Origin of the sequence: Candidatus Pseudothioglobus sp. Uisw_050_01 (assembly GCF_048085775.1) — a bacterium.
In the GTDB taxonomy this organism is placed as follows: domain Bacteria; phylum Pseudomonadota; class Gammaproteobacteria; order PS1; family Pseudothioglobaceae; genus Pseudothioglobus.
In genome coordinates this window covers 533,298-547,919 of the sequence record NZ_CP159804.1, presented here as the reverse complement: position 1 = coordinate 547,919, position 14,622 = coordinate 533,298, and the positions used below count along the sequence as shown (strand labels likewise).

Here is a 14,622-nt window from a genome sequence, read left to right as displayed (position 1 = left end):
TACCTTGAAATAATATTTTAAACCCCTAAATAGGGTTTATATAAAAATACAAGGAGTATATGGAATGTCAAAAATAATTGGAATTGATTTAGGAACAACAAACTCATGTGTCTCTGTGATGGATGGTGGAGTTGCTAAGATTATTGAAAACTCAGAAGGAAACCGAACAACACCTTCTATTATTGCTTACCCTAAAGACTCAGATGAGATCTTAGTAGGCCAGCCTGCTAAAAGACAAGCTGTTACAAATCCAGAAAATACGCTATATGCTATCAAAAGGTTAATTGGGCGTCGCTTTGATGAAGAAGCGGTTCAAAAAGATATTGATCTTGTTCCTTATAAAATCATCAAAGCTAAAAATGGTGATGCCTGGGTTGAAGTCAAAGGTAAAAAAATGGCAGCTCCAGAAATATCTGCTCGTGTAATTCAAAAAATGAAACAAACGGCTGAAGATTATTTAGGATCAGAAGTCACCGAAGCAGTAATTACTGTCCCAGCCTACTTTAATGACTCTCAGCGTCAGGCAACAAAAGATGCTGGAAAAATCGCAGGACTAACTGTTAAAAGAATTATAAATGAGCCTACTGCTGCTGCATTGGCATATGGTGTTGATAAATCTACAGGTGACAAAAAAGTTGCAGTTTATGATTTAGGTGGTGGAACATTTGATGTCTCTATCATTGAGATGGAAGATATTGATGGTGAAAAACACTTTGAAGTTCTTTCAACCAATGGTGATACATTTTTAGGTGGTGAAGATTTTGATCATAGAATCATTAACTATTTAGTAGAAGAATTTAAAAAAGAGCAGGGTTTAGATCTTTCTAAAGACGCGATGGCCCTTCAAAGACTTAAAGAAGCTGCAGAGAAAGCAAAAATTGAACTATCTTCATCAGAGCAAACTGAAGTAAGCTTGCCATACATAACTGCGGACGCCTCTGGTCCAAAACATCTTAATATCAAAATGACAAGGTCAAAGCTAGAATCTCTAGTTGCTGATTTATTAAAGCGATCAATTGATCCCTGCAAAATAGCACTTAAAGATGCTGGACTATCAAGTGGTGACGTTGATGAAGTTATCCTTGTCGGTGGGCAAACTAGAATGCCTAAAGTTCAAGCAATGGTAAAAGATTTTTTTGGAAAAGAACCTAAGAAAGATTTAAATCCTGATGAAGCTGTTGCTATGGGTGCAGCAATTCAAGCGGGAGTTTTAGGTGGAGATGTTAAAGATGTCTTACTTCTTGACGTAACTCCTCTATCGCTAGGCATTGAAACTATGGGCGGCGTAATGACTAAATTGATTGAGAAGAATACAACAATTCCAACCAACCAATCTCAAGTTTTTTCAACTGCTGCAGATAATCAATCGGCTGTAACGGTTCATGTTCTTCAGGGTGAAAGAGAGGTTGCGAGCGCAAACAAATCACTGGGTCAGTTTAATCTTGAAGGTATTCCAAATGCGCCTAAAGGCCAACCTCAGATTGAAGTTTCACTTGATCTTGACTCTGATGGTATCTTGAATGTATCTGCCAAAGATAAAAATACTGGAAAAGAACAATCTATAACAATCAAATCTTCAAGTGGTCTTTCTGATGATGAGGTTGAGAAAATGATTAAGGATGCTGAAGCGCACGCTGAAGAAGATCAAAAATTCCATGAACTAGTAACATCAAGGAATATGGCTGATTCTTTGGTGCATTCTACAAAGCAATCTCTAGAAGAGCTAAAAGATGAAATTTCTGACGATGAAAAAAGTGCAATCGAAACCGCGCTTAGTGAGCTTGAAGAAAGTATCAAAGGCGATGATAAAGAAGCAATCGATACTCAGGTTCAAAATCTAAGTGAAAAAGCGCAAGTTCTAGCCCAAAAAGCTCAAGAAAAAGCAACAGCAGAAGGTGGTGAAGATGACAAATCAGAAGGAAATGATGATGTTGTAGATGCTGACTTTGAAGAGGTCAATGAAGAAAAATAAGCAACATAAGAAATTAACACATAAATAAAACCTCCCTTGTCTGGTGCATGGGAGGTTTAATAATATAAGGGACCCATGGCAGAAAGAGATTATTACGAAATTTTAGGCGTTGATAAAGGTGCAGACGAGGCCAAAATTAAAAAAGCCTATAAGCGTCTTGCAATGAAATATCATCCTGATAGAAATGCTGATGATAAAGCTGGTTCCGAGAAAAAATTTAAAGAAGTCCGTAAAGCATATGATGTAATCTCAGATCCTCAAAAAAGATCAGCCTACGACCAATTCGGTCATGCAGGAGTTGAGCAAGGCGGTAATGGCTTTGGTGGTGGAAATCCATTTGGTGGATCTGGTGGTGGTTTTGGTGATATTTTTGGTGATATTTTTGGTGGAGGCAACTCAAAGCCCGATAACAGGGGCTCTGACCTTCGCTATGACCTAGAAATAGATTTAAAGCAAGCCGCAGAAAGTGATACTGTAAAAATTCGAGTTCCCAAAAATGATACCTGTGAGCCTTGCTCTGGAAGTGGCGCCAAACCTGGTACCTCTGTAAAAACTTGTGTAAATTGTCGCGGAACAGGGCAAACAACTATGCAGCAAGGATTTTTTGCTGTCCAAAGGCCTTGTAATCAATGCAATGGTTCAGGTGAAAAAATTGAATCTCCGTGCGGTACATGTCGTGGACAGGGTGTTGTAAGAAGTCAAAAAACTCTTTCAGTTAAGATTCCTGCGGGCGTAGATACTGGAAATAGAATTCGATTGAGTGGTGAAGGTGAAGCTGGATTACGCGGTGGACCGCATGGTGATCTTTATGTCCAAATTCATATCAAAGAGCATTCAATTTTTGAGCGTGATGGTAATGACTTATATTGTGAAGTCCCTATTGATTTTGCAACATCCACGCTTGGTGGCTCAATAGAAGTTCCAACATTACAAGGGAAGCTCAAAATTAAAGTCCCTGCAGGAACGCAATCTTCGAAATTATTTAGACTGCGAGGTAAAGGTATGCCTGCTATGAGGCATAATGGATCTGGTGATTTGCTATGCCAGGTTAAAATCGAAACGCCTGTAAACTTAAACTCCAAACAGAAAAAATTATTAAAAGAGTTTTCAGACTCATGCGAAGCAAAGCATCACCCAGAGTCAAATTCATTTTTTGGAAAGATGAAGTCATTCTTTGAGTAAACTTGAAACAATTTGTAACATAGTATTAATTACTCAAGTATAAAATTACTCTTTTCTCTAACTTAAAAACCTTTTTTAAAGATGATTAAAAAAATTATTGCACGTGAAGTACTTGATTCAAGGGGTAACCCTACTGTTGAAGCTGATGTTATTTTAACTAATGGTATTCTTGGAAGGGCTATTGTTCCATCAGGAGCATCTACGGGGCAAAGAGAGGCTTTAGAGCTTAGAGATGGTGATAAAAGCCGCTATCTGGGCAAAGGTGTTTTAAAAGCTGTTAATTTTATTAATACTGAGATTAGTGACTCCCTTAAAGGTATGGATGTATCTAATCAAAAAGCCATTGATCATAAAATGATTGATATGGATGGCACTGATACAAAATCTAGATTAGGTGCAAACTCAATATTAGCTGTTTCTTTAGCCTGCGCTCATGCAAATGCGCAAAATAAAAACCAATCATTATTTCGTTCATTTGACTTTTCAGAAACTTTTCAAATGCCTGTCCCTATGATGAATATTATTAATGGTGGTGAGCACGCTAATAATAGTGTTGATATTCAAGAGTTTATGATAATTCCTGCAGGTGCTCCTAGTTTTAAAGAAGCATTACGCTATGGAACTGAAGTATTTCATCATTTAAAAGCAGTACTTGAACAAAAAGCATTAAATACTGCAGTTGGTGATGAAGGTGGATTTGCTCCAGATCTAAAATCAAATGAAGAAGCGCTAGAAGTTATTATTGAAGCGATTAATAATGCCGGCTATACCCCTGGAAAAGATATATTTATTGGGATAGACGCAGCAAGCTCAGAATTCTATAAGAATGGAACTTATAATTTGGCCTCAGAAGGCTTAAAACTTTCTAACTCTGAATTTACAGAGTACCTTGCATCATGGGTTGAGAAGTACCCAATTATTTCGATCGAAGATGGTATGGACGAGAATGATTGGGAGGGCTGGGAGATGCTTACTCAAAAATTATCCAATTCTGTTCAACTTGTTGGTGATGATTTATTTGTAACAAATAGTAAGATTCTTGCGAAAGGTATTAAAAATAATATAGCAAACTCTATTCTAATAAAAGTTAACCAGATTGGTACTCTGACTGAAACCTTTGATGCAATGAAAATGGCTCTAGATGCTGGCTATACATGTGTTATGTCTCATAGAAGTGGCGAAACAGAAGACACCACCATTGCAGACCTTTCAGTTGCAACAAATTGTGGTCAAATTAAAACAGGATCTTTGTCTAGATCTGACAGATTAGCTAAATATAATCGACTCCTTCGAATTGAAGAAGAGCTTGGTGATGAAGCTAAATATCCTGGTCTAGCTGCGTTTAAAAACCAGTCATAAATCTCTCAAACAAGTTGTTCAGAGACTTTTGACTAATTTAAGGTTAAAATAAACTTTGATTGATTATTTTGGGTGACTAATTGGAATCACTTTCCACTTTTTGGCTTAGTGTTTTACTGTTTGTACTAATTCTAGCTTCGGCTTTCTTTTCCGCATCTGAAACTTCGATGATGGCATTGAATCGCTATCGCCTAAAAACCTTGAGCTCAAAAAATAATCTTCAGGCACAAAGAGTAGAAAGGCTTCTAAAAAATATTGATTATTTAATTGGTGGAATTCTTCTAGGAAACAACTTTGTTAATATACTTGCTGCAAGTATAGCAACCCTTCTTGCTCTGAAGATTTGGGGCGAGGGATCAGTAATTATTGCCTCCTTAGCTTTAACATTAGTTATTTTAATTTTTGCTGAAAACACCCCAAAAACATTTGCAGCAAAAAACCCTGAAAAAATTGCTTTGCCTGCCTCCTGGCTTCTTGATCTTCTAATTAAAATTTTTAAGCCACTAATATATCTAATATCTTTGATATCAAAATCTATTCTAAATTTTCTTGGACTGAAGAACATTAGTAAAGATATTCTCAATTCTGAAGAACTTAGAATGGCTGTTGTTGATTCAAAATCAGTATTATCCAAGAGTTACCAAAATATGTTACTTAATATTATTGATCTTGAAAAAGTTAAAGTTGATGACATTATGATTCCTCATCACGAACTCGTAAGTGCAGATATTAATAATGAAGAGGAATTATTTGAACAATTGAAAAGAATCCAACATACTCGCCTGTTAATTTTTGATGGCTCTGAAAATAATATTATAGGAACTATTCATATGAGAGATGTTGTGAATATATACGCCAGAGATGAAATCAATATGGCCAAAATTAAAGAGATAATAAGAGAGCCTTATTTTATTCCTGAAGGTACTCCTTTATCTCAACAACTTGAACACTTTAAAACTCAAAAACGAAGACTTGGTATTGTTGTTGATGAATATGGAGAGGTTCAAGGTATGGTTGTTTTAGATGATATTTTGGAAGAAATTGTTGGGCAATTTACTTCTTCTCAAGGTGAAAGTATAGATGAAATCAATATCCAATCTGATGGAAGTTACCTTGTAGACCCTAGGATTAGTATTCGCGAGTTGAATGCAAAGCTTAAAGTCAGCCTTCCTTTTGACAATGCAAAAACACTTAATGGTCTTATCCTCGAGCAACTTCAAAGCTTCCCTCAACACAATGTTTCTTTTAAAGTGGACTCACTAATTATTGAAATCGTTCAGGTAAATAAGCAAGGTGTAAAACTTGTTAAAATCACCAAAGTTAATTAGGTATTATCATTACCAACAAATAACTATCTCCAAATCAAAAAGGAAAAATAATGTTTAAATTTTTTACTGAAAAAAAATGGTTTCTTTGGGCCTATCTTGGCTCTGCAATTATTCTCAGCTCATTATGGATAACAGTTCAAATTGATGTGATGATAAATGAATGGTTTGGTGAATTTTATGACATGATTCAAAAAGCACTTGGAGCTCCAAATGCAATTACGATGGATGAATATACTGGTGGATTATGGAGCTTTGCAAAACTTGCTGCAATAGCTATTGCTTTAGGCCTTGCAACCTCATTCCTTACTGCTCACTTCTTATTTAGATGGAGAGCATCAATGGTTGAGTTCTATCATAGTGTTTATGACAAAGCGCGAACTATTGAAGGTGCCTCTCAGCGAGTTCAAGAAGACACTGTTAGATTTTCTAGAATCATGGAAAGTCTTGGAACAGCTTTAATTGAATCTATCATGGTTTTGGTAGAGTACTTTCCGTTATTAATGGGATTAGCAGTCGGTATTCCAATTATGTGGTTTGGTGACTGGGAATATGGCCTAGTAACTGGCGCCCTTATTTGGGCTGTAGGGGGAACGGTTCTAATGATTGGAGCTTCATGGATCTTAGGTCTTGTAGGTATAGAATATGACCTTCAAAAAAGAGAAGCTTCCTATCGAAAAATACTTGTTATTGCGGAGGATGATGGCACCGTTAGGCCAAAAGATATTGATGAGCTTTTTGAAGGCGTTCGAAAGATTAATTATAAAAACTACTTGTACTACTTATACTTTAATATTGTTAGGCTTGCCTATCTTCAAGCAAATGTATTAGTTGCCTATGTTATTTTAGCACCTGCTATAGTAGCTGGAGTTATGACATTAGGAGTAATGCAGCAAATAATTAGGGCGTTTGGAAGAGTAGAAGGCTCTCTCCAATACCTTTTTAAAGCATGGCCTACTATTATTGAGCTCGCAAGTGTCTATAAGCGTTTAATGGAGTTTGAGGCGCAAATTGAGTCTATGGATAAGTTAGAAACTGTATAGTTAACCTGTAACTGATTGGCCCATTTTAAGGGCCTGTCCAACCTCAAGATTAAGCTCAGGGGAGCCCTCTGGCATCAACATGATAACTGTAGAGCCCATGTTAAAACGGCCCAATTCATCGCCTTTTAATAGCTTAATCTGATGATCTTTATAATCATAGTTTTTAACTGCTTTAGAATAAGGCGGGGTGATTAAACCCTCCCATGAAGTTTGCATCGATCCTACAAAAATTGCGCCAACTAATACAAAAACCATAACGCCAAAATCAGTTTCAAATAAACAAACTAAACGTTCATTTCGAGCAAAAACCCCATCAATATTATCTACGGTATTCTGGTTAACTGAAAAAAGGTCACCAGGTATATATTTCATCGAAATCAAAGCACCATCGCATGGCATATGAATGCGATGATAATCTTTAGGCGATAAATATATTGTTGCAAAACTTCCATTTTGTATTTCTATAGACGGCATATCATCAATTAATGCTGAAATGCTATATTTACGACCTTTGGCTTGGACAATTTGGGAATTATAAACTTTACCAGACTGAGAAACAACACCATCAACAGGGGAGATAATATCCGATTCTGATATTGGTCTCAAACCTGGCTTAATTGCACGAGTAAAAAAATCATTAAAGGAAATAAAATCCTCGATATTTTCGATTTCAGCTTCTGAGAGATTGACTTGATATTGTTTAATAAACCAGCGAGTAAAATTATTTTTAACCCAAGAATTTTCTATTCTGGCAAATCGGAACATCAGCCTTGATAACAAATGCTGAGGAAGAAGATATTGAAAAAATGCCATCAATCAAGCTTATCAAGAATATAGCTTACTACTTCATTAAAATCCACTTCAACTTTATCGGGCATTTTTCTTGATTTATATTCAATTTTCCCATTATCAGCATGGGTGTCACTAATGACCAGTCGATGTGGTATACCAATAAGCTCAGAATCTGCAAACATTATTCCAGGACGCTCTTTTCGATCATCAAGCAATACTTCAATATTTTGCTCTATACAGTCCATATAAAGCTGATCTGCCAAAGCCTTAACTCGTGATGACTTATTATAATTAATTGGAACAATAACAAGCTGGAATGGAGCAATAGCCTCTGGAAAAATAATCCCCCTATCATCATGGTTCTGTTCAATACTTGCTGCAATAATTCTTGTAACACCAATACCATAACAGCCCATATTCATATTAACTGATCGACCATCTTCTCCAATAACGTTGGCATTCATTGAATCTGAATACTTGGTACCTAATTGAAAAATATGCCCTACTTCAATGCCTCTTTTAATTTCAAGATTACCCTTTCCATCAGGAGAAGGATCACCTGAGACAACAATACGTAAATCACTTGCAATAATTTTTTTAGTGTCTCTCCCCCAGTTGACCCCGACAAAGTGCTTATCATCCTCATTAGCGCCACAAATAAAATCTGACAAAGCTGCAGCCGCAAAGTCAACAATAACTGGAATTTCAAGATTAACAACACCAATTGAACCGAAAGAGCAACCTAATTGCTTCTTAACCACTACTTCTTCTGCCATTTGAAGAGGTTGTTTAATGCCATCAATCTTTGAAGCCTTAACTTCATTTAACTCATGATCACCTCGTAAAACCAGTGCAACTAGATTATTATCATTTCCTTGAACAATTAATGTTTTAATAGAATTAATTGGCTCAACTTTTAGCAATTTACAAACATCAGCAATAGTTTTAACACCTGGTGTCTCAACAAGTTCTAAAGCTTTCTCAGCTGATTTTGGCTCTCCTTGATGCAGAGTCTCTACTCGCTCAATATTAGCAGCATAATCAGAGCCATCAGAAAAACAAATTGCATCCTCTCCCGACTCTGCAAGTACATGAAATTCATGAGAGCTGTCTCCTCCAATAGTTCCTGAATCTGCTAAAACAGGCCTATAGTCAAAACCAATTCTATCAAAAATATTACAGTAAGTCTGGTGCATTAATTGATAAGTCTCATTTAGTGATTGCTCATCAATATGAAACGAATAAGCATCCTTCATAATAAACTCTCTAGAGCGCATTACCCCAAAACGAGGACGAATTTCATCTCTAAACTTAGCCTGTATTTGATACAAATTTATTGGAAGTTGCTTATAGCTTCTAAGGTACTGTTTAGCAATTTTAGTAATAACCTCTTCATGAGTTGGACCCAAGCAGAAATCTCTATCATGCCTATCTTTAAATCGCAATAACTCAGGACCATACTCTTCCCATCTTTTTGATTCTTTCCATATTTCTGCAGGCTGTGCAACTGGCATTAATACTTCCAATGCTTTAGATTTATTCATCTCCTCACGTATTATTTTTTCTACCTTTTGGATTATTCTTAAACCCATTGGGAGATACGAATACAGTCCCGACGCTAACTTAGAAATCAAACCAGCTCTTATCATTAATTGATGAGATATGATTTGAGCATCATTAGGTGCTTCTTTGACTGTTGAGATTAAAAAATCACTGCTTTTCATATAAAATGGTTTTCATATCAATAAATAATGCAATTTTACCTAATGCCTGATTTTCAAACTTTATTAATTTATATTATTCCTCTTCTTTTTGCAATAACCCTTCATGAGGCAGCTCATGGCTGGGTAGCAAGTAAATTAGGTGATCATACTGCAAGAATGATGGGGAGAGTTACCCTTAATCCAGTAAAACATATCGATCCAGTAGGCACAATCGCTATTCCGTTGCTTTTATTAATATCTTCATCTGGATTTATCTTTGGCTGGGCTAAGCCAGTTCCCATTAATTTTAATGCCTTGCGCTCTGGAAAATCTGGAATGATCTGGGTTGCTTTAGCGGGCCCAGGAGCAAATTTATTTATGGCTGTGTGTTGGCTGTTTATTATGATTCTCGCAATTAATATGAACATTCCTGTTTTAATAGAAATGGGCCGCATTGGAATAATGGTAAATTGTGTTTTAGCTGTTTTTAATCTTCTACCAATACCTCCACTGGATGGATCTAGAGTAATCAGTGCCCTTCTTCCAAATCGTCTTGCCTATCAATATAATCAACTTGAACAATATGGATTATTTATATTACTTGGGCTTATGTTTATTGGTGGCTTTAATTACTTAGTTCTTCCAGTCGTTGGATTGCTCTTAAGCTGGTTTCAGTTCGCTTTGGTATTTCTAGGATGAGCAACTAAGCTCTAAGTTTTGAGCCCACTCAGGAGGCTCACTATCATAAGACTCATATCCTTCATGGTTATCAAATGGTTTTTTGAGTAATTGAAAAAGAGTTTCAATTTCATCGTATTCATTTAAATCTTCTGCTTTTCGAATTGCAACTTCAGCTAAATAATTTCTTAAAACATATTTAGGATTAACCTTGTGCATCATAGTTACCCTTTGATTCATCTTTGAAGTCTCTTTCTCAAGCCTTGCCTTATAACGAACAAACCAAGAATCAAAATTATTCCCCAATGTATGCTCACTCTTACTTGAAAGTTGTCTCATAGAGCGGTGGTAATCTTTTTTATTAGTATAAAGCAACTCTAAAAACTCATTAATTAATGAGTTATCTTCATCATAAGCCTCTAATAATCCAAACTTTCTTCTCATTAATGAAGAGTACTCTTTAACTAATGACGACTCATATTCAGTAATAGCTTCTTTCAACTGAGTTTCATCAACAAGCGACTTAAAAGCATCAGCCAAGCGGTGCAAGTTCCATAATGCGACTGATGGCTGCTTTTCAAATGAATAGCGGCCCTGAGTATCAGAATGATTACAGATAAAACCAGGGTTATAAGTCTCCATAAAGCTGAATGGGCCATAATCAATAGTCAAGCCTAGGATTGACATATTATCCGTATTCATTACGCCATGTGCAAATCCTTGGCCCTGCCATCGCGCAATCATTAATGCAGTTGACCTAACTACCTCCTTGAATAATTCTAAATAATTTTCTTGATCGACATGAGGCAAGTGATGCGTAATAACAAAATCAGCTAATTTTTTTACGTTTTCTGTTTGACCTCTTGCTGCAAAGAATTCAAAGTGGCCAAAACGAATATGGCTTTCTGCAACACGAGTCACAATTGATGCATTTTCTAGGTGCTCACGGTAAACACCGGTATCACTTGCAACAAGAGCTAGAGCCTTCGTGGTTGGGATATTTAAAGCCTCCATGGCTATTGAACATAAATACTCTCGAATACTTGATCTAAGGACAGCGCGTCCATCAGCACCTCGAGAAAAGGGGGAAGTTCCAGCGCCTTTTAAAGAAACCTCATAGTTACTAATTTCACCAATAAGGCATGAGCGGCCATCTCCAAGCTGTGGCACAAAGTAGCCAAACTGATGGCCTGCATAAACTGTAGAAATAGGATTTACATCACCCAATTTTTTTTCACCTGAGCAAATACTTAAAAGATTTTCATCACTCATGTCTAAATTAAGATCTTTTTTAAGGCTATGATTTACATGAACTAATTTACTATTTTCAAGCTTTTTAGTCTCAACTTGAGCAAAGTAATCATCACCTAAACTTAAGTATTTAAGAGAGCCTATCATTTAAAATTTGATTAACTTGTTTTGGATTTGCTTTTCCCTGAGTAGCTTTCATGACTTGGCCAACAAAAAAACCTAAAAGCTTAGTATTTCCATTTTTAAATTGCTCAACTTGATTAAGATTTTTTGCAATGATTTCATCAATAACAGACTCTAAAGCGCCAATATCTGTCATTTGCTCTAAGTCTTGGTCTTTAATTATCTCATCTACACTTCTTTTTTCATCCCACATGAGCCTAAAGACATCCTTAGCTATTTTTCCTGAAATAGTATTATCAGTAATTCTTGAAATTAGATTAAAAAGCTCAGAGGCTGCTATTGGTGAATCCTGAATATCAATTTGATTTTTATTTAGGGAGGCTGAAAGCTCACCCATAACCCAGTTTGCTGCAAGCTTAACATCAGCGCCCTTATCAATAATAATTTCATAGTAATCAGCCATTGCTTTTTGCGAGGTTAGGTTCTCAGCATCATATTCGCTCAACCCAAATTTATCTATAAACCTAGCCTTCTTCTCAGATGGAAGTTCAGGCAGTCTATCTTTAATTGCTTTAAGAAGCTCATCATCAATCACAACAGGTAGCAAGTCAGGATCAGGAAAATATCTGTAATCATTGGCTTCTTCTTTTGAGCGCATAGACCGTGTTTCATTTTTAATTGAATCATAAAGTCTAGTTTCTTGAGCTACAGAGCCTCCATCTTCTAAAATATCTATTTGCCTTTCAACCTCGAGATTAATAGCTTTTTCTAAAAATTTAAATGAGTTAATGTTTTTTATTTCAGCTCTAGTACCTAACCCTTCACCCGCCCTTCTAACAGAAACATTAGCGTCACACCTAAACGATCCTTCCTGCATATTTCCATCACAAATATCAATATATTGAACCAATGCATGAATTTTTTTAGCATATGCAACTGCTTCTTTAGCATTACTCATATCAGGGTCAGATACTATTTCTAATAATGGTGTTCCTGCTCGATTCAGGTCAATGGCTGTGTAATCATCATATAAATCATGGATTGATTTTCCAGCATCTTCTTCTAAATGTGCACGGGTAATTCCTACCATCTTCTTTTCACCATTATCTAGAGGAATATCAATTGCTCCATTTCCAACAATTGGAATTTCAAACTGTGAAATTTGGTAGCCTTTTGGGAGGTCTGGATAAAAATAATTTTTTCGCGCAAAAATAGAGTGCTTATTAATAGTGGCATTAACTGCCAAGCCAAATCTAAGCGCCATTCGAACTGCCTCTTTATTTAAAACAGGCAAAACACCAGGGAAGCCTAGATCAACAGCGCATGCCTGAGTATTTGCTTTTGCACCAAACTCAGTAGATGCACCAGAAAATATTTTTGATTTTGTTTTTAATTGCGAGTGTATTTCCAGTCCAATTACAGTTTCCCAGGTCATAATAAACTCTCCCCTATAACTCAATTGGTGAGGAAGTATGCCAATCAGTTTTCAATTGAAACTGATGGGCAGTATTAAGCAAAAGCTCTTCAGACCAGTGATTGCCTATCAACTGAAGACCTACTGGCAGTTCATTTGAGAAGCCTGCAGGAATGCTCATTCCAGGAAGTCCTGCTAAGTTAACTGAGAGAGTATAAATGTCCGCTAAATACATTGAGACAGGATCTTTAACAGAGCCTAAGTCAAAAGCAGGTGTCGGGGCAACTGGCCCCATAATGACATCAACACTTTGAAAAGCTTTTTTAAAATCCTCACTAATTAGTTGTCGAACTTTTTGAGCTTTTAGATAATATGCATCATAATAACCAGCAGAAAGTGCATAAGCACCAATCATAATTCGTCTTTTAACTTCCTTACCAAACCCTTCTGAGCGAGACCTTAAATATAAATCATCTAAATCTTTAGGATCTTCACATCGATACCCATACCTTACTCCATCAAATCTAGATAGATTAGAAGAGCATTCGCAAGGCGCGACAATATAGTAAGTTGGAATTGCATGCATTGAATTAGGAAGTGAGACCTCTTGAATCTTAGCGCCCATCGACTCATATTCTTTAATTGCCTCCATAACAACTTTTTCAACTCCCTCATCTAGGCCACTGGAAAAAAATTCTTTAGGAAGTCCAATCTTTAATCCATCCAAAGAGTTTGTTAATTGATTAGTGTAATCAGGTGTTTCTTTAGCAGCACTGGTTGAATCTTTATTATCAAAGCCCGCCATAGCATTCAAAACGATTGCTGCATCTTCAGCAGTCTGGGTCATTGGGCCAGCTTGATCAAGACTCGAAGCATAAGCAATCATCCCGTATCTAGAAACTCTTCCATACGTTGGCTTGAGCCCAGTAATGCCGCACAAACTCGCAGGCTGGCGAATACTGCCTCCAGTATCAGTTCCAGTTGCAAATGGAGCAATACGAGATGCAACAGCAGCAGCAGAACCTCCAGAAGAGCCTCCTGGGATTTTCTTTAAGTTCCAAGGGTTTTTTACTGGCCCATAATAGGAATTTTCATTTGATGACCCCATTGCAAACTCATCCATATTTGTCTTTCCAAGCATTACCATATTTTCTGAATTAAATTTATGACTCAGTGTTGCATCATATGGAGAAATAAATGAATCTAGCATCTTAGAACCTGCAGAGGTTTTTACGCCCTTAGTGCAAAAAATATCTTTATGTGCATATGGAATTCCGGTCAAAGGAGTATTGTCTCCTTTGGCTATTTTCAAGTCTGCTTCATTTGCCTGTGCAAGCGCAAGATTTTCAGTCACTGAGATAAATGCATTGAGCTTAGATTTATTAATTCGATTTAGATAATGTTGGGTCAACTCTACAGATGAAAAATCTTTATTTTTGAGTCCCTTGATTAGAGCGGCAACAGATAGATTATGCATCATCATTCAATTACCGTTGGGACAAGAAAGTGACTCTTGCCTATTTTGGGGGCAATTGCTTGAAATTCTTCAGCTAAGTTTTCTTCAGTCACTTCATCATCTCTTAAGCGCTGAGACATATGCAGTGGATGCGCCATAGGCTCAACATCGCCAGTATCTATTTCATTAAGATCATCCATCAAGCTAAGTATATTATTTAATTCTGACGTACTTTGCTCTAACTCTGCATCTTCAATACTTAGTCTCGCTAAATAGGCAATCTCTTTAACTTGTTTTTTATCTAATGACATGTTTAATTAATAT

At 36.5% G+C, this 14,622-nt stretch carries 12 protein-coding genes; 6 read left to right on the top strand and 6 right to left on the bottom strand.

Features of this window, described 5'->3' with window-relative positions; all coding sequences use genetic code 11:
• Positions 1-64: 64 nt before the first annotated feature.
• From dnaK to ABXT51_RS02705, 5 genes are all read left to right on the top strand, one after another.
• A complete protein-coding gene (gene dnaK, locus ABXT51_RS02725) occupies positions 65-1,972 on the top strand; it encodes a molecular chaperone DnaK (RefSeq protein WP_271556589.1) in 1,908 nt (635 codons plus the stop codon).
• 75 nt (positions 1,973-2,047) lie between these two features.
• Positions 2,048-3,154, top strand: coding sequence for a molecular chaperone DnaJ (gene dnaJ, locus ABXT51_RS02720; protein WP_416696035.1), 1,107 nt, complete (start codon positions 2,048-2,050; stop codon positions 3,152-3,154).
• A gap of 81 nt (positions 3,155-3,235) precedes the next feature.
• Positions 3,236-4,513: a phosphopyruvate hydratase gene (eno, locus tag ABXT51_RS02715; RefSeq protein WP_416696034.1), complete on the top strand. Its 1,278-nt coding sequence runs from the start codon at positions 3,236-3,238 to the stop codon at positions 4,511-4,513.
• An 80-nt stretch (positions 4,514-4,593) separates the two neighbouring features.
• The gene (locus ABXT51_RS02710; protein WP_271556586.1) at positions 4,594-5,841 is read left to right on the top strand and encodes a CNNM domain-containing protein; all 1,248 of its coding nucleotides are present in this window, start codon (positions 4,594-4,596) and stop codon (positions 5,839-5,841) included.
• Positions 5,842-5,891: 50 nt separating this feature from the next.
• A complete protein-coding gene (locus ABXT51_RS02705) occupies positions 5,892-6,881 on the top strand; it encodes a putative transporter (RefSeq protein WP_416696033.1) in 990 nt (329 codons plus the stop codon).
• Here the strand turns inward: ABXT51_RS02705 and asd are convergent, their stop codons facing one another.
• The gene (gene asd / locus ABXT51_RS02700) at positions 6,882-7,646 is read right to left on the bottom strand and encodes an archaetidylserine decarboxylase (protein WP_416696291.1); all 765 of its coding nucleotides are present in this window, start codon (positions 7,644-7,646) and stop codon (positions 6,882-6,884) included. It abuts the gene before it with no gap.
• A gap of 47 nt (positions 7,647-7,693) precedes the next feature.
• Positions 7,694-9,397: a proline--tRNA ligase gene (locus ABXT51_RS02695; RefSeq protein WP_416696032.1), complete on the bottom strand. Its 1,704-nt coding sequence runs from the start codon at positions 9,395-9,397 to the stop codon at positions 7,694-7,696.
• Positions 9,398-9,439: 42 nt separating this feature from the next.
• On the opposite strand from ABXT51_RS02695, the gene ABXT51_RS02690 reads away from it, so the two are divergent.
• Positions 9,440-10,075 carry a site-2 protease family protein gene (locus ABXT51_RS02690; RefSeq protein WP_416696290.1) on the top strand — a complete coding sequence of 212 codons (636 nt, stop codon included), beginning with the start codon at positions 9,440-9,442 and terminating at the stop codon, positions 10,073-10,075.
• Here the strand turns inward: ABXT51_RS02690 and ABXT51_RS02685 are convergent.
• From ABXT51_RS02685 to gatC, 4 genes are read right to left on the bottom strand one after another with little or no spacing between them, the layout of a single operon-like run.
• Positions 10,067-11,452, bottom strand: coding sequence for a protein adenylyltransferase SelO (locus ABXT51_RS02685; protein WP_416696031.1), 1,386 nt, complete (start codon positions 11,450-11,452; stop codon positions 10,067-10,069). The genes ABXT51_RS02690 and ABXT51_RS02685 overlap by 9 nt on opposite strands.
• Positions 11,436-12,863 carry an Asp-tRNA(Asn)/Glu-tRNA(Gln) amidotransferase subunit GatB gene (gatB, locus tag ABXT51_RS02680; RefSeq protein ID WP_416696030.1) on the bottom strand — a complete coding sequence of 476 codons (1,428 nt, stop codon included), beginning with the start codon at positions 12,861-12,863 and terminating at the stop codon, positions 11,436-11,438. The genes ABXT51_RS02685 and gatB overlap by 17 nt, the downstream gene beginning before the upstream one ends.
• Positions 12,864-12,876: 13 nt before the next feature.
• Positions 12,877-14,319, bottom strand: a complete 1,443-nt coding sequence (gatA, locus tag ABXT51_RS02675; protein WP_416696289.1) for an Asp-tRNA(Asn)/Glu-tRNA(Gln) amidotransferase subunit GatA — start codon at positions 14,317-14,319, stop codon at positions 12,877-12,879.
• 2 nt (positions 14,320-14,321) lie between these two features.
• The gene (gatC, locus tag ABXT51_RS02670; protein ID WP_416696029.1) at positions 14,322-14,609 is read right to left on the bottom strand and encodes an Asp-tRNA(Asn)/Glu-tRNA(Gln) amidotransferase subunit GatC; all 288 of its coding nucleotides are present in this window, start codon (positions 14,607-14,609) and stop codon (positions 14,322-14,324) included.
• Positions 14,610-14,622 lie beyond the last annotated feature (13 nt).